The 20,698-nt window shown below is 46.6% G+C and carries 21 protein-coding genes; 10 read left to right on the top strand and 11 right to left on the bottom strand.

Annotated elements, in window-relative coordinates; all coding sequences use genetic code 11:
• Position 1: 1 nt before the first annotated feature.
• Positions 2-649: a PorV/PorQ family protein gene (locus GWO68_RS04460; RefSeq protein WP_162345215.1), complete on the bottom strand. Its 648-nt coding sequence runs from the start codon at positions 647-649 to the stop codon at positions 2-4.
• A 367-nt stretch (positions 650-1,016) separates the two neighbouring features.
• Here GWO68_RS04460 and GWO68_RS04455 point away from each other — a divergent pair, with 367 nt between their 5' ends.
• Positions 1,017-1,322 (top strand): GIY-YIG nuclease family protein, encoded by a 306-nt coding sequence (locus GWO68_RS04455; RefSeq protein ID WP_162345214.1) that lies wholly within the window; start codon positions 1,017-1,019, stop codon positions 1,320-1,322.
• A gap of 58 nt (positions 1,323-1,380) precedes the next feature.
• Here GWO68_RS04455 and GWO68_RS04450 read toward each other — a convergent pair whose 3' ends face one another.
• Both GWO68_RS04450 and GWO68_RS04445 read right to left on the bottom strand, forming a co-directional pair.
• Complete coding sequence (locus GWO68_RS04450) at positions 1,381-3,714, bottom strand: beta-N-acetylhexosaminidase (protein ID WP_162345213.1); 2,334 nt, start codon at positions 3,712-3,714, stop codon at positions 1,381-1,383.
• A gap of 283 nt (positions 3,715-3,997) precedes the next feature.
• A complete protein-coding gene (locus tag GWO68_RS04445) occupies positions 3,998-6,322 on the bottom strand; it encodes a S46 family peptidase (RefSeq protein ID WP_235941931.1) in 2,325 nt (774 codons plus the stop codon).
• A 95-nt stretch (positions 6,323-6,417) separates the two neighbouring features.
• On the opposite strand from GWO68_RS04445, the gene yidD reads away from it, so the two are divergent.
• Positions 6,418-6,639 (top strand): membrane protein insertion efficiency factor YidD, encoded by a 222-nt coding sequence (gene yidD, locus GWO68_RS04440; protein WP_162345212.1) that lies wholly within the window; start codon positions 6,418-6,420, stop codon positions 6,637-6,639.
• Positions 6,640-6,793: 154 nt separating this feature from the next.
• Positions 6,794-7,069 carry a hypothetical protein gene (locus GWO68_RS04435; protein ID WP_162345211.1) on the top strand — a complete coding sequence of 92 codons (276 nt, stop codon included), beginning with the start codon at positions 6,794-6,796 and terminating at the stop codon, positions 7,067-7,069.
• A 42-nt stretch (positions 7,070-7,111) separates the two neighbouring features.
• Here the strand turns inward: GWO68_RS04435 and GWO68_RS04430 are convergent, their stop codons facing one another.
• From GWO68_RS04430 to GWO68_RS04400, 7 genes are all read right to left on the bottom strand, one after another.
• A complete protein-coding gene (locus GWO68_RS04430; protein ID WP_162345210.1) occupies positions 7,112-7,561 on the bottom strand; it encodes a GNAT family N-acetyltransferase in 450 nt (149 codons plus the stop codon).
• Between the two features lie 73 nt (positions 7,562-7,634).
• Positions 7,635-8,168 carry a YfiT family bacillithiol transferase gene (locus GWO68_RS04425; protein ID WP_162345292.1) on the bottom strand — a complete coding sequence of 178 codons (534 nt, stop codon included), beginning with the start codon at positions 8,166-8,168 and terminating at the stop codon, positions 7,635-7,637.
• A gap of 46 nt (positions 8,169-8,214) precedes the next feature.
• Complete coding sequence (locus tag GWO68_RS04420) at positions 8,215-8,652, bottom strand: hypothetical protein (protein WP_162345209.1); 438 nt, start codon at positions 8,650-8,652, stop codon at positions 8,215-8,217.
• A gap of 138 nt (positions 8,653-8,790) precedes the next feature.
• Positions 8,791-9,213 (bottom strand): VOC family protein, encoded by a 423-nt coding sequence (locus GWO68_RS04415; protein ID WP_162345208.1) that lies wholly within the window; start codon positions 9,211-9,213, stop codon positions 8,791-8,793.
• Between the two features lie 132 nt (positions 9,214-9,345).
• Positions 9,346-10,755: an alpha/beta hydrolase family protein gene (locus GWO68_RS04410; RefSeq protein ID WP_162345207.1), complete on the bottom strand. Its 1,410-nt coding sequence runs from the start codon at positions 10,753-10,755 to the stop codon at positions 9,346-9,348.
• A gap of 21 nt (positions 10,756-10,776) precedes the next feature.
• Entirely contained in the window at positions 10,777-11,439 is a 663-nt protein-coding gene (locus GWO68_RS04405) for an SdpI family protein (protein ID WP_162345206.1), read from the bottom strand.
• A gap of 4 nt (positions 11,440-11,443) precedes the next feature.
• Positions 11,444-11,698 (bottom strand): autorepressor SdpR family transcription factor, encoded by a 255-nt coding sequence (locus GWO68_RS04400; protein WP_162345205.1) that lies wholly within the window; start codon positions 11,696-11,698, stop codon positions 11,444-11,446.
• Positions 11,699-11,888: 190 nt separating this feature from the next.
• On the opposite strand from GWO68_RS04400, the gene GWO68_RS04395 reads away from it, so the two are divergent.
• Both GWO68_RS04395 and GWO68_RS04390 read left to right on the top strand, forming a co-directional pair.
• Entirely contained in the window at positions 11,889-12,818 is a 930-nt protein-coding gene (locus tag GWO68_RS04395) for a DUF1684 domain-containing protein (RefSeq protein WP_235941930.1), read from the top strand.
• 105 nt (positions 12,819-12,923) lie between these two features.
• Positions 12,924-13,565 carry a thioredoxin family protein gene (locus GWO68_RS04390; protein ID WP_162345204.1) on the top strand — a complete coding sequence of 214 codons (642 nt, stop codon included), beginning with the start codon at positions 12,924-12,926 and terminating at the stop codon, positions 13,563-13,565.
• Positions 13,566-13,668: 103 nt separating this feature from the next.
• Here GWO68_RS04390 and GWO68_RS04385 read toward each other — a convergent pair whose 3' ends face one another.
• Positions 13,669-15,630 carry a peptidylprolyl isomerase gene (locus GWO68_RS04385; RefSeq protein ID WP_162345203.1) on the bottom strand — a complete coding sequence of 654 codons (1,962 nt, stop codon included), beginning with the start codon at positions 15,628-15,630 and terminating at the stop codon, positions 13,669-13,671.
• Positions 15,631-15,760: 130 nt separating this feature from the next.
• Here GWO68_RS04385 and GWO68_RS04380 point away from each other — a divergent pair, with 130 nt between their 5' ends.
• From GWO68_RS04380 to GWO68_RS04360, 5 genes are all read left to right on the top strand, one after another.
• Complete coding sequence (locus GWO68_RS04380) at positions 15,761-16,249, top strand: hypothetical protein (RefSeq protein ID WP_162345202.1); 489 nt, start codon at positions 15,761-15,763, stop codon at positions 16,247-16,249.
• A complete protein-coding gene (locus GWO68_RS04375; RefSeq protein ID WP_162345201.1) occupies positions 16,249-16,743 on the top strand; it encodes a hypothetical protein in 495 nt (164 codons plus the stop codon). The genes GWO68_RS04380 and GWO68_RS04375 overlap by 1 nt, the downstream gene beginning before the upstream one ends.
• Before the next feature lie 106 nt (positions 16,744-16,849).
• On the top strand, positions 16,850-18,025 hold the full coding sequence (locus GWO68_RS04370; protein ID WP_162345200.1) for an MFS transporter: 1,176 nt from the start codon (positions 16,850-16,852) through the stop codon (positions 18,023-18,025).
• 242 nt (positions 18,026-18,267) lie between these two features.
• Positions 18,268-19,320: a hypothetical protein gene (locus GWO68_RS04365; RefSeq protein WP_162345199.1), complete on the top strand. Its 1,053-nt coding sequence runs from the start codon at positions 18,268-18,270 to the stop codon at positions 19,318-19,320.
• A 424-nt stretch (positions 19,321-19,744) separates the two neighbouring features.
• Complete coding sequence (locus tag GWO68_RS04360; protein ID WP_162345198.1) at positions 19,745-20,449, top strand: hypothetical protein; 705 nt, start codon at positions 19,745-19,747, stop codon at positions 20,447-20,449.
• The last annotated feature ends 249 nt before the right edge of the window (positions 20,450-20,698 follow it).

The following is a 20,698-nucleotide window of genomic DNA, read 5'->3' as shown; positions in this document are numbered from 1 at the left end:
ATTACATCGGGTTTACAGGTGGGGTGGTGGTAACTATAGCCGGCTTTCCGAAACTATAAGAAAACGAAAGATGGTGGTTGTTGCCTAAGTGTGTGGTGTTGCCAAAAGCGTAATCGACTATAAACTGCCGTGCTCTAAAACCCGCCCCAAAAGTAAGCGTGTTTGTAAGCGACTGAAACCCGCTGCGAAGTATAAATTTATCTGGAAAGAGCTGATACTCTATGCCAGCTTTAAACGTGGCGTTATGGTCTATATTCTTTTCAGTTTCGGCTAATAATAACAACTTTTTATAAGGTATGTAGCTAAGGCCGGCTTTCATGATGGTAGGCAAACGTTCGTCTTCAAAGTCGGAGAGTTTGGCCTGGTTGAGGTTGTAGGCATGTGCACCAAAGTATAAACCCGGTACAATTTCGGCCTGACCACCAATGGCTAAGGTTACTGCTTTCCGGCTGCCATAACCCTGCACCGCAACCTGCCATATATCTGCTTTTATGCCTAAACTAAACTGCCCAACTTTGTGCGCCGCGCCTAACCCAACGTGTTGCCTGCTGTATAGTTCGTCGCCAAAACGGCTAAGGCTTATACCGTAAACGCCATATTTTTTTGTAGGGTAAACACCCAGCAGCGCTCCAGTTGTAAAAGCCCGCACACCAAAACGGTTCTCGGCATATGCCCCAACCTGGGGTTGTGTTAGTGAAGAAATACCAGCTATGTTATTGTGTAGCGCCCAGAGGTCGGGGAGGGTAACAGATGCATTACCAAGTGCAGCGGCCCGCGCTCCGAAAGGTACATCAGTTTGCGCCTTCGCCAGGAAAGGGATCAGAAGAATAAAGCAGTATAAAGTATAGCGCAGTAAAGTTATCCCATTCGTAAGGCTTTTATACTTAGTGAAATAGGATTTACGGGAGGTGAGTGATTAAGTTAGATTTTGCTTAGGGCAGCTCAGGCAACTCTGAATGATTGTTAATGGTAGTATCTGAAATAGATTTCTCGCTTTGGCTCGAAATGACAAAAAAATGAGGGAACATAATTACTTTGTCTATATAACTACTAACCCTAAAAGAACGACTCTTTATGTAGGTCTTACAAACGATCTGCCAAGAAGACTTCAGGAGCACTTTATGAACTGTGGAGATGCATCTACTTTTGCTGGAAAATACTATTGCTACAATCTTGTATATTTTGAACGTCACACGCAGGTGCAACATGCCATAGAGCGGGAAAAAGAGATAAAGAAATGGAGCAGGGAGAAAAAAGAAAACTTAATCAATTTTCAAAATCCATTCTGGAAATTCCTGAATCAGGAAATACAGGATGATTAAAGTATTAATGTCATCTCGAACAAAGTGAGAGATCTATCTCAAACTCACCAAGAGAAAACTAATCCACCACCACCTCATCCACAAATAACCAGGCGGTTTTGCCGGCAGAGCGGTGCTTGGGTGGACATACTTTAATATTACGGGCTATCACCTTCACAAATCGGACTTTAACTGGTGCAAACTCAGCGGTAAAAGCCTGTGTAAAAATGCCTCCTTTCAACGGGTCGGTAGTGTTAACTATAGTTTTAACAGTTTTAAACTTCTTGCCGTCTTCCGAAACAGCAAACTCCAACTGTGTGGGCAGGAAAATATTAGCCAACATATTTTGTAAATGCGAACTACTGATGCGGCTTATAGTCGTGGATTTTCCCAGGTCAATTATGGCTTCCAGATTATCGGTAGCAAAACCTAGCCACTGGCCGTCGTTCTGGTTAAGCGAGCCGTTTAGCCCATTAGTTATAGTTGCAGCGCCCTGCCCCGGAAAGTAGCGACTGGGTTTGTTCTGTAATTTTACTGGTCTGGCAAAAGCCTGGTGTAGCGTTAGTTTTGTGGTGGTTGGTTCGTCCATCAGCCGGCCATCCATAAAAGATGCTGCTTTTATAGTTGCTGTTTTGTTAACTGTAAATGGCGCAGTATATAGTTGTGACGCTTGGGTAGGCGAAGAGCCATCCGTAGTATAGAAAAGTTGCGCGCCTGTAGCATCTGATGTAAAAGCTATAGTTGCCTGGCGTTGGGCAGTATCGATGGCTATATGTTGCTTTACCTGGTAGGCACTGGTGCTATAGTTTATGCCTAAAGCTTCGTAGCGCTGGTATTGTTGCTGCATGCGCTCGGCAAAGTCAGTAAAGTTTTTGTTTTCCGGGTTGGTCCAGAACACTTCGGAGGCAGCGGCAATGCGCGGGAACAACATGTACTCTACGTGCTTAAACGTCGGGATGTATTCGGTCCAGAGGTTGGCTTGGGCACCCAAAATAAACCTGCGCTCTGATGCGGTAAGTTTATCAGGAGTGGGGTTAAAACTATAGACTTTGCTGAGCGGTGTGTAGCCGCCAAATGCCAATGGCTCCAGTTGCTGCTCGCCCTGGTAATAATCCAGGTATAAATGCGAGGTAGGCGTCATTACTACACCGTGCTGTTGCTCTGCGGCTTTTATGCCACCGGCCGTACCGCGCCACGACATAATGAGTGCATTGCCCGGTATGCCGCCATCCAGAATTTCATCCCAACCAATAATGCGCTTGCCTTTCGTTTTCAGGAATTTACCGATACGTTCTATAAAATAGCTTTGTAGTTCGTGTTCGTTTTTCAGGTTTTCGGCGGCTATTTTAGCCTGGCATTTCGGACAGGCCTGCCAGCGGGTTTTGGGTACTTCATCGCCGCCAATGTGTATTACCTGGCCCGGAAACAAGGCACTTACCTCACTTAAAACATCCTGCAGAAAACTATAGGTTTGCTCGTTGCCGGCACAAAATACATCTTCAAAAATGCCCCAGGCCTGCTCTGTTTTAAACGGACCACCAGTGCAGCTCAGCTCGGGGTAAGCAGCCAGCGCAGCTAGTGCATGGCCTGGCATTTCTATCTCCGGAACTATAGTTATGTGGCGGTCTTTGGCATATTGCACCACCTCACGAATCTCGTCCTGCGTGTAAAAGCCGCCATACCTTTTGCCATCAAACTGCTGAGGGCGTTCCAGGGCATGGCCAATTATAGTTCCGTCGCGCCAGCCGCCGACTTCAGTCAGCTTCGGGTATTTTTTTATTTCGATGCGCCAGCCCTGGTCGTCGGTTAAGTGCCAGTGGAAGGTGTTCAGCTTGTGCATGGCCAGGTAATCGATATACTTTTTTACATCAGCAACCGGGAAGAAATGACGGACCACATCTAAATGCAACCCCCGCCAACTATAGCGGGGCTTATCTGTAATCTCCAAAGCAGGTATGGTAACAGGTGCTAAGGTTTGAGTTAATGGCAACAGCTGGTTTATAGTTTGTAAACCCATGGCTATACCTGCCGGTTGGTTGGCTGCAAGTATAATTTTGGTCGGCTCCACTTTTAAACTATAGCCTTCCGGACCAAGCGTATCGGGGGTGTTAGTTAAGGTTAAGTAAATAAAGTTGGAACCTCGTTTTCTGGGATTTTTGAAAAGCACTTGTGGTTGCTGACCTGTTATTTTTTTTATCTCCTGTGCCAGTTGCTGTGCTGTAAACTCCAGGTACTGCTGGTCGGGGTTCAGGTAGATGCGGGTGTTGGCGTTCAGTATAAAATGACCCTGCTGTTCCTTTACATGCTGGGGCCGTGGAACCAGCGAGACAGTTGAAAAAGACCTGTACTGCGCCGCTGTCGGAAGTATAAGTATGGAAAGTATAGAAAGTAGAAGTATGGCAGGTCTCAGCATCAGGCAAAAATTTGAATACCAAGAATAAGCAGGATTACTGTAAAATGCCAACCTGACTAAGATTTTTAAGATTTAAAGATTAGGCTGCAGACCTCACAGCGTCTTCCAGACCTGTGAGTGTCTGGCTACATAGCAAACAATAACGCTCACAGGTTTAAAAAACACTGTGAGGTTAATCCTGTCATCCTGTTTATCCTTACTCATCCTGCAAATCCTGATCCAGACAATAAAAAAAGCGCTGAGATATTTCTCAGCGCTTTTCAGTTTATAGTTTAAAAGGTGCTTAGTCTTTAACCTGTAGTTTAACTTTAGCGTCGCCTTTTTTCTTTTCGATCTTGAACTCAGTTTTACCGGCACGCAGTTTTTCCTGGGCTTCGGTCATTGTGGCGTTCAGTAGCTCGGCCTGTGGTGTTTTAGCTTCTGCTTTGGCAGCATCGCCTGCACCTGGGCTGTCTGTGTCTACAATCGTCATCTCGCTGATCAGGTTGTTAGCGCCTGCATACTTGTCGATAATGAACAGTACGTAACGGGCATCCACGTTAATGCAACGCTTGTAGTCTGCATCATACACCAGGTCACCAGTCATTGCTTCCCAGTTACCGTCAAATGCAAGGCCAATTAGCTCACCTTTACCGTTAATTACTGGCGAACCTGAGTTACCACCTGTAATGTCGTTGTCTGTGATAAAGTTAACAACCATTTCGCCTTTGTCGTTGGCATAGCGGCCGTAGTCTTTTGCCTGGTATAGTTGCTTTAACTTAGCCGGTACTTCAAACTCTTCGTTGGTCGGGTCTTCTTTTGCCATTAAACCTTCCATGGTCGTGTAGTAGTTGTATAGTACACCATCCTGTGGGCTATAGTCTTTTACAGCACCGTAGCTTAAACGGATAGTTGAGTTTGCATCCGGGTAGTATACAAAGTTCGGGTTCATCTGGCGAAGGCCGGCAACATATAGGCGGTTAGCAGTGGCCAGTTTTGCATTGGCTGCACCAATTTTAGGAGCAATGTTCGTCTGGAAGTTCTCCATGATCGGCTGCACGATAGCGAAAGCAGGATCGTTTTCCAGTTTCTTGGCAGTCGGGTTTTTCAGGAAGTCTTTCAGTTTTTGCTCTGATACCACAAACGAGTTGCTGTATACATGGTCCGCTAGTTTGTTGAAGTCGCCTTTATACTTAGCTACCAGGTTTTTGAAAGCAGCTGGCTGCTGGTCTTTAGCGATGTCTTCAGAGTAGAACTTCAGCATGGCAGCAAACACTTTCTTGTCTGTTGGCATGTTATAGTCTTTAAAGAACGCATCCACGCGTGGTAAAAGGTCCTCAACAGCTTTCTGGGTAGCAGCTGCGTCGTTTCCTTTCAGGGTAGTGTAAAGCGGCATCAGGCGGTACGCCATCAACAGCGATTCGGTGCCAAGTATAGCCTCGTTCAGGTAAATAGAACCTAAGTTATACGTTTCGATCTCTTTATAAGAAGCATCAATATCAGAAAGTACGTTGCCGTAAAGGGCTTTGCGCTGTGCATCGGCATTAGCCCATGTCTGGTATTTTGCTTCGTCAGCACGTTTACCTTCCAGGGTTTTCATACGCTTAATGCCTTCGTTCTGGCCGATAGAGTATTTATAGTAGTTGGCAGTAGATGCATATTTAGACGCATACTTGATACGGGTTGCTGCATCTTTGTCCATATCCTGCTTCCATAGGTCAAGCTTTTTCTCACGCAGTTTAATACGCGATTTGTTCAGCTGGTCTACTTCCAGCTGCAGGCCTTGCGAGGTCATGAAACGCTTGGTGCGGCCCGGGAAACCGAATACCATCGAGAAGTCGCCTGGCTCTTTATCTGCAATGTTAATTGGCAGGTGGTGCTTTGGCTTGTAAGGAACGTTGTCTTTGCTATACTTGGCCGGCTTGCCGTCTTTGCCCATGTATACACGGAACATAGAGAAGTCGCCGGTATGGCGTGGCCACATCCAGTTGTCGGTGTCGCCGCCATACTTACCGATTGATGATGGAGGCGTACCTACCAGACGAACGTCGGTAAAGCGGTTGTAAACGAACAGGTAATATTCGTTACCGTTAAAGAAATCGCGCACATAGGTTACGTATTCGCCGTTGTTGCTGGCTTCTTTAGCCAGTGCCTGCATACGCTGGCCAACTTTCTGGGCACGTTCTGTTTCCGGTGTGTTGTTGTCAATGCCTTCCAGCACTTTGCCGGTCACATCGTCCATACGTACCAGTATATCAACAAAAAGACCTTCGTTCGGAAGCTCTTCTGCGTGGCTCTTTGCCCAGAAACCATCTGTCAGGTAATCGTGTTGCGGTGTAGAGTGCGACTGGATAGCACCGTAACCACAGTGGTGGTTGGTAAGCAGCAAACCTTCTTTAGAGATGAACTCACCTGTACAAAAACCACCGAACTGCACAATGGCATCTTTCAGGCTGGAATTGTTTACAGAGTAGATCTCTTCGGCAGTAAGCTGAAGTCCTTTTTTCTGCATATCGGCGTGGTTCAGGCGCTTTATCAGCATCGGCAACCACATACCTTCGTCGGCTTTGGCAGCGAAGGGCGTGCTCAGGCCAACTAAAAGTAGGAGTGAAAGGATTCTTTTTAACATGGAAATTTGTTTAGATTAGTTAAACTGCTGCAATTTAATAAAAATTTACGCTCCTAACAGGTGTTAGGATGTTAAGTATGGCTAATATTTAATACATGACCTGGCTACTGAAGAAACTACTGCTTGGCCTGATCTGGGTTTACCGGCACATGATATCCCCACTGAAACCTGCTACCTGCCGCTATACTCCTACCTGCTCTACGTATGCGTTGCAGGCAGTTACTAAGCATGGCCCGTTTAAAGGCGGATGGCTGGCCCTGAAACGAATTGGCCGTTGCCACCCATGGGGCAGCAGCGGCTACGACCCGGTGCCCTGAAACAAAGTTGCATTTTAAACTATACGGGCTCAGCTACGCACAGCATAAAGTGAATTTTTATTCGGTTTTTTGAAATCAAAATAGTAAACTGCACTTGCTTTAAGCCGTACTCACGGTTTGCGCCTAAGTTTTTCTCAAGTCTGACATAGGCAACATGAATATCAAAATTCCTGCACCCCAGGGCTCCAAAATAGCTTATATATCTCTGGTAGATATCGAACGTGTTGAAAACTGCTCGCTTACCTTTTTTGACTCAAGCGCGCATAACCTGTATGTTGTAGAGAAAGCAACTAAAGGCGAAGAGTTTTTTTCGCTGTATAGTTATAAGCGCAAAGAAGACATGCTTACCGCCTTCAACCTGATAAATGGCCTGCTCAAAAAGAAACCTGCCGAAACTATAATTCTGGAAATGGAGCCCATGAAAGGCTAAGCGCTTATGCACCGTTTCGGGATTTATAAGCTATAGCTGCAACTATAGTTTACCTGCCAGCGACAGGTACATCTCGTACAAATCAAACCCTTTGGCCCAGTAGTCTTTTTCTGTTTTTACTAAGGTAAAGCCCATTTTCTGGTAAAACGGGTATGCCAACTGCGTGGTGCGCACCACTATAGTATTTATACCTGGGTTAGCTTTGATGTGGTTGATGCGGTGCTGTGTAAGCTGTGAGCCGATGCGTTTGCCCTGGTAAGCAGGGTGCACTATATCCCAGGAGAGGCGGGCAATTTTATCATCTGAGAAGTAATTGATACCGCCCGCCCCAACTATAGCGCCGGCTTCTTCCACTACAAAATAGTCTTCCAGGTGCTGCTCCAGGTACTCAATAAAGTCAGCTTCTTCGGCTTCTGCAAAATATAGCGGGGTGTTAAGTTTTAGCAGATCAATAAGTGCAGTTTTGTCGGAGGAAGTGTAGGGGCGGATCAAAGCTTAAGTCAAATGTTTATAGTTGGGTTAAGATTTGGTAGCAATAGAAATTTACTGGCTGTTTTAGAGGTTGCTACCAGTTTTTACGTTGTTTTAAGGTAGTAATGTGCGCTAAATGATGATTGCAATGCCAGGCATACAAGCCTGTAGCTTCGTCCAGGCTAAGTGCCTTGCCTTTTTCCGGATGAACAAATGTTCGCTTAAGTTGCTGGTTTGTCAGGTTATTCAGTAGTGTAATCCAACGTGCGTGTATGCCTTCCAGTATTTTCAGGGAGCTGTCTATAGGTAATGTCTTGCTGTCTGGTAGTTCTGCCCAACGGTCTTCAAAATAAGGTTTTATAGTTGGGTTGTCTTCCGTAAGGGCTAATTTAAATCGGGTCAAGCTATTTATGTGGCTGTCTGCGCAGTGGTGCACCACCTGCCTCACGGTCCAGCCGCCTGGTCTGTAAGGTGTATCAAGCTGCGAATCGGTCAGGTTGTTCACTTCACTTGTTAACTTTTCCGGAAAAAGGGCTATAACTGAGATCCAGTTTGTTAAAATATTTTCCGTAATGGTTTCTGGCTTTTCAAACTCACCGATCGGAAACTTTAGTTTGTCTAAGGTCATGCTATCCATAGTTTTTAAAAGGAAGTGTCATGCTTATTAAGCCTGCTTAAGCTGACTTTTGCAGGTTATCTGACTGAAGCTTTCTGGCTGCAAGTATAGCAAGGTAAACCATAGGTAAGTAGGCACCAACTAAGTCTGTTATAGTATACCAGGCAGGTGACGGAAGCATAAAAATACTGGCAATTCCGCCGGCTAAGAACAAGACGCCGATGGCCAGTGCGAACTTTATTTTATGAGTTGCAGCAATTAACGCAGCTGCCAGTGCGCCTGCAAAAGTACCCAGGGCATGTGCCAGAAACGGGAAAATAAAATGCCTTGGCTGAAATAAATGCATGGAAGCTTTTAAGCCTTCAGAGGTGGTAACATCGGCACCATCCGGAGGAGGAATTATGGAACCGCTAATCATAATAATACCCATATTTACAAAACTGCCAATGACAAAGCCGGCAACGATGGCCAAAATGTTTCTAAGAATCGGGTGCATGTTTGTAGGTTATGAAAAGTGATCAGATATGCTTTGTATTTTACAAGTGCCTCAGGCCAGGTATTATCTAAACTATAGTTTCCCTGGTACTTAAGCATGTATAGTTAACTGGCTCAATCTTTTTCAGGCTGGTTGAGTTTAAGCCTTCAGTAACGTTTCAATATCAAATTTCTTCATTGTCATGAATGCCTGCATTACCCGCGATGATCTCTCAGGGTCACTCATCAGTTTGCTCAGGATGGTGGGTACAACCTGCCACGACACCCCGAATTTATCTTTAAGCCAGCCGCACTTGCCCTCTTGTCCGCCTGCTGTCAGGTTATTCCAGTAATGGTCAATTTCATCCTGTGTCTCGCAAGTAATAACAAAAGACACCGCTTCGTTAAATTTGTAAGTTGGCCCTCCATTAAGCCCCATAAACTTGTTCCCGTTTAACTCAAATGTAACCACCATGGGCGTATTGGTTAATATTTTTGAGTTTTTGAAAACAGAGCAATAGAAATCTGCAGCAGCTTTGGCTTGTCCGTCAAACCACAAACACGGGTATAGGCTATCGTTCATTATTCTGATTTTAAAGGACTGATTTGTGTTACCAGATGTTGGAATTATTTGACGTATAGTAACCTTTACTAGAGCTCATTAAAACCAACTTAATGTTACTGTAATAATAGCTATAATTTGTAAAGTAGCCGCTTACTTTACTACTCCCTTTATCCAGGTACTTATAGTTTCCAGAGCTGCCGGGGCTATAGTTTCTTCCAACTGGCCATACTCGTTTATCATACCAGTTGTCGCCGTCTGAAAGAGGTGGTTAAGGCCGGGCATTTCTTTGATCGTATATTTTTTGTTGCTTGCGGCTTTCAGGGCTTTTTCGGTGGCGGGCAGGTTTTGCTGGTAAGGCACCTGCAGGTCTTTGGTTCCGTTAAGCGCAAGCACCGGCATTTTTAGTTTTTGCAGGGTAGGGGCAGGATTATACTTTAAAAAATAGCGCATCCAAGGCGAGCTGAGCTGGGCAACTATAGCTTGCTGGCTTTGTGGGGTAAGGCCCAGTTGTTTCTGTTCCTGCTCGGTCAGGTTAGTTTTAGCGGTTTGCTCCAGTTGTTTTATTTTATCGGAAGCTTTAAATAAATCGGTTTCGGTGGCGGCTACCTCAAACTGGGCTTTGCGGAGTTGCAGGTACTTTTGCAGTGGGGCCTGCGGTACACCAGCGGCTTTTAGTAGGGCTTTGTTCTGGGCAATCAGCAATTCAGTTCCGGGTACGGCGGTTCCGGCCATTAACACTACAAAAGCTACATCGGGGTGTTTTGCGGCTACTTTGGCTGCCACCAATGCGCCTTCGGAATGGCCTATCAATCCAATTTTCTGCGGCTCAATTACGTTATTGTTTTTCAGGTAGGTGTAAGCAGCTTCTATATCAGTAGCAAAATCATCGGTTGTGGCGGTTGCAAAGTTACCTTCTGATTTTCCTACTCCACGGTCATCCAGCCTTAGTACAGCAAAACCTTGCCGGGTAAGGTAATCGGCTAGCACCAGAAAGGGTTTATGTCCCATTATGGGCTGGTCGCGGTCGTGAGGGCCTGAGCCGTTAACAAGTATAACTGCCGGTGCCTTGGCGTTTTTTATAGGCAAGGTAAGGGTGCCAGCCAGTTTTATGCCGGCTGTTTTGTTTTCTATAGTTACTTCGGTTTCCTGGTACGGGTAAGGTTTTATGGGTTCCTGTGGGCGATGGGCAACTTCGGTTTCGCCTTTGGCGAGGGGTATGTGCATGGTTTGGCCGCCTTGTTTCAGGTAGCCGTTTATAGTTGCAGGGCCGGTTAGTTTGCCGGCATAGGTTCCGCGTATGGCCTGTATATCCAGAAATAAACTATCCTGCACCAGCTTTACCGAAGTTACCGGAATACCTTTTGCGCCCTGGTCCGGGCTGTCCATGGTGGCAGTAAGTGCGCCTTTGTTATCCTGTATATGAAAGACCAGCCTGAGTTTGGTACCGCCTATGGTTAAGGCACCGTTCCAGCTTCCGGCTATAGTTTGGGCTGGGTGTTGGGCCAGGCAGTTGGCTCCGGCAAGTAGCGTTACAAGTATAAGTAGCAGGTATTTTTTCATAGTTGTTATAGTTTGAGATATTTAACGAGCTGCCTGCTGGCGTTCTTTACGTTGTTCTAAAAAAGAATAAATAGCCGGGATAAGCACTACTATAGCTACTGTAGCTAAAAATATAACCAGCCGCACCAGCGGGTTCTGCAGCAGTGCAGAAAGGCACATCACCACGCCACCTGCTATCCATAATCTGCCGCCCATACGGTGTGTTTTGCGCCATACGGTTTCACTTTCCAAGGTCCAGGGGGTGCGTATCCCGATAAAGTAATTTGGCTTAAGTGCTTGAAAATAATTGCCAAACGAGATGAACAGCGCGCCCACCAGTACATTTACAAAGTTGCTGCTTTCCAGGCTTCCGGCTTTAGCGCTGTAAACTATAAACACTGCCAGCGCCGCCATAAAAAGTGCCATCATAAACCGCAACTGGTGGTATTTGCTGCCCATGTGTGCAATTTTATCTTTCGGGTCTATGGTGGGTATGGCCAGCAACAATAGGTTTAGGCCAACAGTTATGAACAGGATAAGACCTGCCAGAAAGTTTTTGCTTCCCCAATCGTCAGCCTCGCCTTTGTAGTTAAAATGGATGGGTACGCGGTCGGGGAGTTGCTCCCAAACTATAAACAAGTAAGCGAGCGGCACCAGCGCCATGCCCCAGATCAGAATCTCTAAAAAGCTGCTTTTCTTTTGCATCGTATTATTTTCTAAGAGTCATCATCCACGATAAAATATCATCCAGCACGGTCGTGTTAAGGGAGTAGATCACAAACTGGCCCCGCTTTTCCGAAGTAACCAGGTCGGCCTGGCTCAGGATGTCGAGGTGGTGCGATATGCTGGGTTTGGTAATGTTAAAAGCCTCGGCAATTTCGCCCGCAGTCAGGTCTTTCTCCTTTAGCAGATCCAGGATCTCGCGGCGGGTAGTATCGTTCAGGGCTTTAAATACTTTATTCACTGTTTTTGTTAGGTATTTAGACAAATATCTAAATATAAAATCATGAATGCAAGTAATTACTGATTTAAATGTGCTATTAGGTTGATGGTGAGGTGATTGAAAGACCTGTTGTTTGAGGAGTGCGTAAAAGTATACGTTAAAAAATAGTGCCGCATGGCGTCATCTTCGTTCATAAAGTATAGCTTTGAGTATGATGAAAAGAACTATAGTTACAGGCATGGCCCTAAGCCTGGCCACCCTGTTTATATCAGCCTGCAACAGCACCCCCGATACCGTTGAAACTGCCCAGACCAACCCGGCTGCCTACAAAGTAAGCATAGAGGAGTGGCACAAAGAGCGCATCACGAACCTTAAAAAAGAAGATGGCTGGCTTGCCCTGGCGGGTTTATTCTGGCTGGAGCCTGGCATAAATACGTTTGGCAGTGGCCCTGATAATGACCTGGTTTTTCCGGAAGGCAAAATAGCTGCTGAAGCGGGCGCTTTTATACTGGAAGGCGACAAGGTAAAAATTAAACTGAACGACGGCGCAGAAGTGAAACTGGACGGCAAGCCTGTGCAGGACGCTGTAGTGTATACTGCGGGGTCGGATGATTCTCCGAAACTGACCCATGGTTCACTTACCTGGTTTGTAATACAGCGCGGCGACAAGTATGGCATACGCTTACGCGATACGGAAAGCGAAGTACGCAAAAACTTTACAGGCATAGACCGATACGAGGTAAACCCCGACTGGCAACTGCAAGCCAAACTGGAACCTAACACCACAGGCCGTAAAATTGCTATAACCAACGTGCTGGGCCAGACCAGTAACGAAGACACACCGGGCGCACTTGTTTTTAAGGTTGACGGAAAAGAGTATAAACTGGATGTAATGAAAGAAGGCAACGAACTGTTTGTACTGTTTGCCGATAAAACCAACGGAAACGAAACTTACGGCGCCGGTCGCTACCTGTACACCAACCTGCCCGATGCCAACGGCAACGTAACTATAGATTTTAATAAAGCCTATAACCCGCCCTGCGCTTTTGTAACCTATGCTACCTGCCCGTTGCCACCTAAGCAGAACTTTTTGCCGATACCTGTACCGGCCGGCGAAAAAGCGTTTGAAGGAGGCCATTAACAGCCTGTAGGCTAACCCGGAAACATTTCAGCAGGTAGTGTGTTCTGTAACTACATGGCTTAACTATACACCTATAGTATAGCGTGCATTTTTTAGAAATTAGAAATGAAGAAAGAACAGATTATTACCAACGCGCACTTAGCGCAGGCGTTGACCTATAGCCAATATATTACGCTTACCGAAAAACTGCTGGCAGAAAATAAAACCACAGGCACAAACCAGGCTACCGATCTGGTTGACTATACGCGTATGAACCTGCACCGCATGCGCCGCATGGAGAAATCGACTGTACTGAGCGAGGAAATGCAGGCCGTGCTGCAACGCGTAAACCGCAAAATGATATGGGTAGTGCTGACAGAAGCATGGTGTGGCGATGCCGCCCAGAATGTGCCGGCTATAGTTAAAATAGCCGAAGCCAGCCCGATGATAGAAGTTAAACTACTGCTGCGCGACGAACACCTGGACGTAATGGATGCTTACCTGACCAACGGTGGCCGCTCTATACCAAAACTGATTGCCCTGGATGCTGAAACATTGCAAGAGTTAGGTACCTGGGGGCCGCGCCCGGAACCTGCCCAGCAACTGGTGTTAGACGCTAAAGCCCAGCAAATGGACTTTAAAGAAATGGCTGAAAAACTGCATGGCTGGTATGGCAAAGACCGTAGCCGCACCCTGCAACAGGAGTTTATTCCGTTACTTACAACATGGGCAACTATAAAAGAGGAAACTATAGTTGAGCGTAATTAAACTTCCGTAATCATAAAAAAAGGCGACACGTTGGTGTCGCCTTTATAGTTTTAAAAATGGCTCGGGCGCCCTGGCATATACCGAACTATAGATGCACCTCCACTTACTTATTAGCTGTATTTACTGAAGTCTCACGCAGTTTTACATAGTGTATCCGGTCGCCAACTTCCAGCTGGTGAACAACCTCCATACCTTCCACCACTTTCGCGAAAATAGTATAGCGGCCATCCAGGTGCGGGGCCGGAGAGTGGGTAATAAACCATTGGTTACTCTCGGTGTCTTTGCCAGCTGATGCCATGCCTACATAGCCTTCGCGGTAATGCAAGGGCGCAAACTCTGACCGGATAGAGTATTCGGAACTGCCCCAGCCATCACCACGCTTGTCACCGCCCTGCGCTACAAAATTCGGTACCACCCTGTGGAAGTATAGTCCATCAAAAAAGTTAGCCTTGGCCAGCTCTACAAAATTGGCTACAGAGCCCGGTGCATCCTCAACAAACAGTTGCAGTACCACTAACCCTTTCTCGGTTCTTATCTCTACCTGCTGGTTGGTTGGTATAGTGGCTACCAGGTTCCAGTCTATCGGGTGTGTAAACGGTGTTTCGGGAGTTACATTTTCTTTGTTGTTCAGGTAATCTAACGTGCGCTGCAATTCTATGTTGGTTTCCATGTCGCGGGGCAACTGTAGTTTTTGCTGTGCCTGTGCCAGGAAACTATAGTCTTTGTAATAGCTGCGCAGGTTTAGCTTCGGGTCGCGGATAGCGCCGGCGCCCATGCCTACCAAAGCCACGTCGCCGGAGCCAACTGCTTTCTTGAATATCTCGGCAAAGTCTGCGGCAGCTGCTTTCGGGAAATCGGGTTGTGTGCGCATCAGCAGCAGGGCATCCATGCCGGTAGTGGCAATTACAGGCTGTTGTGCCGCAAAGGTAGCGTTGGCAATGTAGGTATAATTGTTAAAGTCCCCGGAAAGTGCTTTCAGAAACTGTGCTTTGTCGTATGGGTTATTCGCGTTCTCAAAATATTGCTTATACCGGTTGCTTAAAAACTCACGAGCAGGGCTGTTCTTTAGTATAACCCAAAGCACATTAGAGCGCACGCGGGCATCCTGTAGTTTCAGCAACACCTGCTGCATGTCTGCCACATCCACACCCTGCGGGTTAGCCTGCAAAAACTCCGATGTTGCCACCGCCGTGTTAATGTTCTTATCCAGTAAACCGGCAAGTATAGCTGTTTTGATCTCTTCATATTCCAGCCCTGTCATGGACCGGATGGCGCTTAAACGCACACGGTAATCGGGGTCGCTTTGTGCAATGCCCGATAAGAACTTAGCTTTATCACTGGCTCTTACTTTGCCCAGGGCGTGTGTGGCAGCAATGCGTACCTCCGGGGCAACATCAGAGGTGGCTGTGGTAAGTAATTGCTGGCGATGTGCTGTAAGGTCGGCTTTGCCGGTGCGCGATAAAAACTGTGCAGCGCCCAGGCGAGCTTCGTACGGGTTCTGAGCGTTTAACAACGCGACTCCCTTGGCTATACTTTGCTCTGAGAACTGCTGGCGTAACCCGGCGCGGTACAAGCCCCAGGCCTGGCCGCCCAGTGCTACCGGGTTTTGTGCCTTATAGGTTGCCAGAAAATTAACTCCGGCCGGTGTTGCTATTTTGCCCAGTGCTTCCAGCAATTCGGCCTGCACTTGCGGGCGTGTTTCCTGGGTAATGTGGCGTATCAGGGCGTCTTCTGCTTTTTTATGTCCGATCTGGCCAATGGCGTAGGCCGCTGCCGTTCTCACTACCGACGAAGTGTCTGTTAACAAACTTAAGAGCTGCGGAATGGCCAGCGTATCCTGTACCGAGGCAAAAGCCAGTGCTGCTTCCTGGCGATAGGTATGTTTACCATGTTGCAGGTAAGGCAATAGTTCGGCGGTTTTGCGCTCGTCCTGCAACGTATAGATGCGTTGCAGTTGCTGGTCTGAGAATTTGTTCAGGCCGGCGGCTTGCTCACTTTTTTGGGGCAGGTACTGGCAGGCACTTAACAAAAGCAGGCTAAGGCCAAGGGTATGTATTTTTTTCATGGTAGCTATAGTTCGGTGGCTGAAGATACTAAAATCAACCGAAATGCGCAGCCTTGTGCAGCCTGGCTATACAAACTGTTTGCATTAACCTGAAAAATCAGTAAATTTAAAGTACACACGCATCGTAACTATGCAGGAAATAAACATCAGGCTATTCAGCGGCGCTTACGCAGGTAACCCGAAAGCAGAGCAGCGCACCACCATGCTGGCGGTGTTCCTTGTGTTGCTGCAGGTTGGGTTGCTTTTGTACCTGGTGCTTACCAAAGGTTTTGCCTATAGTTTCGTGGGTATTTACCTGCTGCATTTGCTGGCTTTTTCGGTGTTGGTAGCGCAGGTTTGGCTGGAGCTGCATCCCGAGTATAGCAGGCATCTTAGCTTTAACAGCCAAACGATAGTTTACCGTACCGGTTTCCTTGTAAAAGAACAGGAATTTGACTGGGACGAAGTAGATGAAGTAACCTTAAGTCCCGAAAATGTGCGCTTTATGCTGAAAAACGACGAGTACCATGTGGTGCCGTTTACCATGGTTCAAAGTCCTGAAGCCCTCCGCCGTGCCCGGCACGAAATACGCCAAATAGTACAGCAAAAAAAGATCCACCTAACCGAAAGTCAGAAGTAATGTTCATCTCCCTGTACTCTGAAAAAAAGCTGAAGCAGCTGAAAACAAATATCCTGATTGCGGGTGCATTTCTTGTACTGGGTGGTGCGTATGCCTTGTTTCGCGAGCTGCAGTTGCCTGACCCGTTTTACAGGGAGTGGCTATATGCGGCTGTGCTGCTGGTAATTACTGGTTTGGTGTGTATCGCTATAGCTAAAGACTATATCTTACTGCACGAAGCTTACTTTTCGATGAATCCGAACCGGCTTAGTTTCAGGCTTACTTTTTTTAGTAGAGAGTATGTGTTGCCCTGGAGCCAGTTAACCGCTGTGCGCGTTACCGAAAACAGCATAGTTTTTGAATTGCAGCATCATAAAACCGTAACGCTGCGCTTAAGCAATATCCCCGACGAACAGGTGGCCCGTCACATAAGAGCCAGCATTGGCCTGGCTGCTATGCAGCAAAATATACAGGTAAACAACGTACCCGCCCAGGGCAAAGGAGTTATCGCCTGAACCTGCTTGCTATAGTTACCTGACCAGCATTACTATAGTTTAACTGGTATCATTTATTAGGGCACCTATAGTTTTGTAAGCTATACTTTGCCAACTTGCAGGCCAAATGCAACACCAGGAAACGCGTGTATATGGTCTTCAGTTCTGGCTTCTTTGCCTGAGCTCGTTCCTGTTCTTTGCCAGCTTCAACATGATCATCCCGGAGCTGCCCAATTACCTCACCAGCCTGGGGGGAGAAGCATACAAAGGCCTCATCATTTCCCTTTTTACACTTACGGCGGGTTTATCCAGGCCATTTAGCGGTCAACTTGCCGATAAGGTAGGGCGCATTCCGGTAATGGTAGTAGGTGGGGCTGTGTGTATAGTTTGCGGATTTTTGTACCCCATAACAGGCAGTGTGGCCGCATTTCTGTTGCTACGATTTGTGCATGGTTTCTCTACCGGGTTTACGCCAACGGGCACTGCAGCCTATGTAGCCGATATTATTCCGGTGCACCGTCGCGGCGAAGCTACGGGCTTACTGGGTTTGGCTGGTAGCCTGGGCATGGCGGCAGGGCCGGCGCTGGGTGGTGCCATTGCCAATCAATTCTCGCTTAATACCATGTTTTATACCTCGTCGCTGGCTGCATTCTTATCGGTGGCAGTTGTTGCCCGCATGCAGGAAACCGTACAGGACACGCACCGGTTCAGGATGGGCTTGCTTCGGATTGCTCGGAGTGAATTGTTTGAGCCGCGGGTGCTGCCACCTTCTGTAGTGCTTTTCTTTACTGTATTCTCGTTTGGTACTATCCTTACTGTTGTTCCCGATTTTAGCGAGTTTCTGGGGATCAAAAACAAGGGACTCTTTTTTATGAGCTTTACCTTGTCGTCTTTGGCTATCCGTTTTATAGCTGGCCGGGTTTCGGATAAGTATGGCCGGGTAAATGTTCTGCGTATCAGTACGTTGGTACTGGTGCTGGCAATGGTGGCGGTTGGTTTCTCTACCTCCTTAAGCGGGCTAATGCTGGCCGGTGTGCTTTTCGGGATAGGGCAGGGCATGAACTCGCCCACCGTTTTCGCCTGGACGATAGACCTGAGCCACGAAGCACACCGCGGGCGAGCTATGGCTACCATGTACATTGCCCTTGAGGCCGGTATCGGCATTGGGGCACTTTGCTCAGGCTGGCTTTATAATAACAATCCGGATAATTTCAGGCTCGTCTTCTGGACCGGTGCTGCCGTGGTAATGGTTTCCTTTCTGTACTTGCTGCTGTTTGTAAAAGCGCGTTCCCACAAATTCTAAACTATAGTTTAAGTAAATCTTTCGCCAAATTTTCTGGCTGCCCGATTCGGTTTTCAATCACGAAGCCATTTCTGTCAGTTAACTATAACACTGCCTGTACGCTGCACCGCGACTTTTATAGTTTCTTTTTCGTAATGTAAGCAGCTATGGCTATGTATAGCTATAGTTTGTTTTTTAGTGAGAAGGGTGCCCGGTAACTATAGCTGGCCACAGAAAAGAGTTATTAACGAAAGCGAAAAACTATGAAAAGAACTCAACTCCTGATAATAAGTGTGCTTACCTTATTTTTATACAGCTGCGACAAAGACGAGGACATTTTTAGCAACAGCGGAAAAAGCGACAACGGAACAGCCCTGGAATGCGATAACCTGACCTTTGAAACCGAGAATGCCGGCAACTACATCTATCAGATAAATACCGAAAGCGGCTACGGGCCTATAAAAGTATATAGCAAAGCCCGCAACAGCGACGGCAACCTGGACGAGGACAACAGGGCCATGATATTTGATTCGGAGAACTGGACCGGCGACGACGAGGACCTGAATGCCGACTGGGGAAAAGTGCTGATCATACAGGAACTGGGCGAAGAAGGCGAACCGAACGACAACCGTTGGGGCGGCGAAATGGTACTCACTTTTCCGGAGCCGGTAACTGTAAAATCGTTGCGGGCGCTGGATATAGACAACCGCGAAGATGACAACGAAAACAACTCGTGGGTTATACTTTATGATGGCAACGGAAAAGAGCTGTACAAAAAGCAACTGGTGCCATTGGGAAATAACAGCAAACAGACCGTAGACTTGGGCAATACCAGCGGCGTTGTTGCCCTAAAAGTAGTGCTGGCCGGCGAAGGTATAGTTGGTTCTGCTGCCATCGATAACATCGAATTCTGTGCACCAAAAGACGGGGAGGATACTGAAGAAAAGTATGGCTGCACACGCCTGCAATCGTACTGGGAAGAGCACGCCGACCCAACTAAAGAAGGCTATAACCCCGCCTGGAATGCCTACCGTACCGTTGAATTTTATGGTAGCGGGTCCACTTACCTCGATGTGCTGAAGCGAACCATGATGAAAGGAAGCAACTATTCAGAACTGGCGCAACCATACATTACTGCTAAGTTAAACGTTAAAAGCGGGGCCTCCACTACTCCTGAAGTAGACGAAGCGCTGGCAGGAGCTACTGCTTACTTTAAAGGCGAAACAAAACCAACTATGGCGCAACTGCTGATGTGGGCCGCCTTGCTGGATGCCTATAACGAAGGCGAAATTGGTCCGGGGCGTTGCAAAGACTAACTATAGATTTTAAGAGAAATAAGGGGAGCGTGAGCTTCCCTTTTTTGTTGAATACGTTTCTATAGCTATAGTTCTATACTTTTCAATAGTACTGATTTTTGTTTCCGGCGGCTAAATTTTTTTATAACATAGGCTAAAAAATATATCAGAACATAGCTGCTATAAAAAGTGCGTTTAAAAGATTTAAAGCGGGGTGTGTCGTTGTTTTGTGCAATTATGAAAAAATAGCCATTTGTTTATGTTTAAAAAAATATTGGGAATTTTCGTTTTCAGGTCATCTTTTTAAAATAACTGCCCGTACAAGGGTGAAATGTTTTTGCCAAAGGACATTAAAAGATACAATTTTAAAAACGCATTTCAACTACTGTTGAGATCACCGGTGGCAACTGCATTTTGTTTTTAACCCTTTACAAAAAGTTGCGACATGAAAACATTCCTCTACAAAGCCCTGACACTTTCATTAGTATCGTTCATATTTGCTTCCTGCGACCAGGAAATTGAAGCAGAAGTTAAACCAATGACTGCTTCGGCTACTAAAAACTTCGGTACCGTTCCGGGCACAACCATCATCAATTTCTCTGAAACTACAGGCTTCGTTAATGAAGTTAAAGTAAAGAAAGACAGCTATACCACACTGCCTGTTAAGATAAAGGCAACCCGCATGACCAACGACAGGTCTATGTCTGAGAACGCAGCCCTGCTGTACGATACCTCTAAACCAGATAAGAAAAATGCCGGCTACACTGCCGTTAACCAGGGCCCGTTCAGGTTGGGTAATGTGCTTACGGTAGGTGCACCACGCGGTAATAGCGCCACTATAAACGATAAAGGCGGAAGCATAGAGCTGGACTTTGCAAGCTTTGGTACAGTTGTAATGCGCGGCCTGTACATCGTGGACATCGATGAAAACGAGCGTGGCTCAACATTGGAGCTGTTGGATGCTTCAGGCCAGGTTATCTACAAGCAGGAACTACCAGTAACCGGTGCTTATGCCTACCAGCCGCTTGTGCTTGGCCCGGGCGTAGCAGGTGTTGCCAAGCTTCGTGTAAACTTTAAAACTACAAACGGCAAAGGGGGCTCAGGCGCTATCGACGTAATCCAGTTCTGCCCAGGCTCTGTTTGCAGATAATGCTATAACCACGCAGTAAAACTGCCGCACAAAAAAGCCTTTTAAAGCGCAACTATAGCTGTGCTTTAAAAGGCTTTTTTGTTTGCTATATTTTAGGATTTTATTTTTAAAAGCGAATACGATAACGATTTGTAGGATAGCATTCTTTTATAGGGTGTTATTTCTTTTTTGATGTTGGTTTTCAATTTGGCTATAGTTTAATAGAACCATAATAGTTCATGTCAGTATTAGTATATTAAAGTGGTAGTT

The organism is Pontibacter fetidus, assembly GCF_010119545.1.
GTDB classification, from domain to species: domain Bacteria; phylum Bacteroidota; class Bacteroidia; order Cytophagales; family Hymenobacteraceae; genus Pontibacter; species Pontibacter fetidus.
This window is presented reverse-complemented; position numbering and strand designations above follow the sequence as displayed.

Excerpts from the sequence above, each read along its gene's own strand:
- GWO68_RS04455 (WP_162345214.1), top strand. The coding sequence starts at position 1,017 with ATGAGGGAACATAATTACTTTGTCTATATAACTACTAACCCTAAAAGA.
- GWO68_RS04450 (WP_162345213.1), bottom strand. The coding sequence starts at position 3,714 with ATGCTGAGACCTGCCATACTTCTACTTTCTATACTTTCCATACTTATA.
- GWO68_RS04445 (WP_235941931.1), bottom strand. The coding sequence starts at position 6,322 with ATGTTAAAAAGAATCCTTTCACTCCTACTTTTAGTTGGCCTGAGCACG.
- yidD (WP_162345212.1), top strand. The coding sequence starts at position 6,418 with ATGACCTGGCTACTGAAGAAACTACTGCTTGGCCTGATCTGGGTTTAC.
- GWO68_RS04435 (WP_162345211.1), top strand. The coding sequence starts at position 6,794 with ATGAATATCAAAATTCCTGCACCCCAGGGCTCCAAAATAGCTTATATA.
- GWO68_RS04425 (WP_162345292.1), bottom strand. The coding sequence starts at position 8,168 with ATGACCTTAGACAAACTAAAGTTTCCGATCGGTGAGTTTGAAAAGCCA.
- GWO68_RS04420 (WP_162345209.1), bottom strand. The coding sequence starts at position 8,652 with ATGCACCCGATTCTTAGAAACATTTTGGCCATCGTTGCCGGCTTTGTC.
- GWO68_RS04415 (WP_162345208.1), bottom strand. The coding sequence starts at position 9,213 with ATGAACGATAGCCTATACCCGTGTTTGTGGTTTGACGGACAAGCCAAA.
- GWO68_RS04410 (WP_162345207.1), bottom strand. The coding sequence starts at position 10,755 with ATGAAAAAATACCTGCTACTTATACTTGTAACGCTACTTGCCGGAGCC.
- GWO68_RS04405 (WP_162345206.1), bottom strand. The coding sequence starts at position 11,439 with ATGCAAAAGAAAAGCAGCTTTTTAGAGATTCTGATCTGGGGCATGGCG.
- GWO68_RS04395 (WP_235941930.1), top strand. The coding sequence starts at position 11,889 with ATGATGAAAAGAACTATAGTTACAGGCATGGCCCTAAGCCTGGCCACC.
- GWO68_RS04390 (WP_162345204.1), top strand. The coding sequence starts at position 12,924 with ATGAAGAAAGAACAGATTATTACCAACGCGCACTTAGCGCAGGCGTTG.
- GWO68_RS04385 (WP_162345203.1), bottom strand. The coding sequence starts at position 15,630 with ATGAAAAAAATACATACCCTTGGCCTTAGCCTGCTTTTGTTAAGTGCC.
- GWO68_RS04380 (WP_162345202.1), top strand. The coding sequence starts at position 15,761 with ATGCAGGAAATAAACATCAGGCTATTCAGCGGCGCTTACGCAGGTAAC.
- GWO68_RS04375 (WP_162345201.1), top strand. The coding sequence starts at position 16,249 with ATGTTCATCTCCCTGTACTCTGAAAAAAAGCTGAAGCAGCTGAAAACA.
- GWO68_RS04370 (WP_162345200.1), top strand. The coding sequence starts at position 16,850 with ATGCAACACCAGGAAACGCGTGTATATGGTCTTCAGTTCTGGCTTCTT.
- GWO68_RS04365 (WP_162345199.1), top strand. The coding sequence starts at position 18,268 with ATGAAAAGAACTCAACTCCTGATAATAAGTGTGCTTACCTTATTTTTA.
- GWO68_RS04360 (WP_162345198.1), top strand. The coding sequence starts at position 19,745 with ATGAAAACATTCCTCTACAAAGCCCTGACACTTTCATTAGTATCGTTC.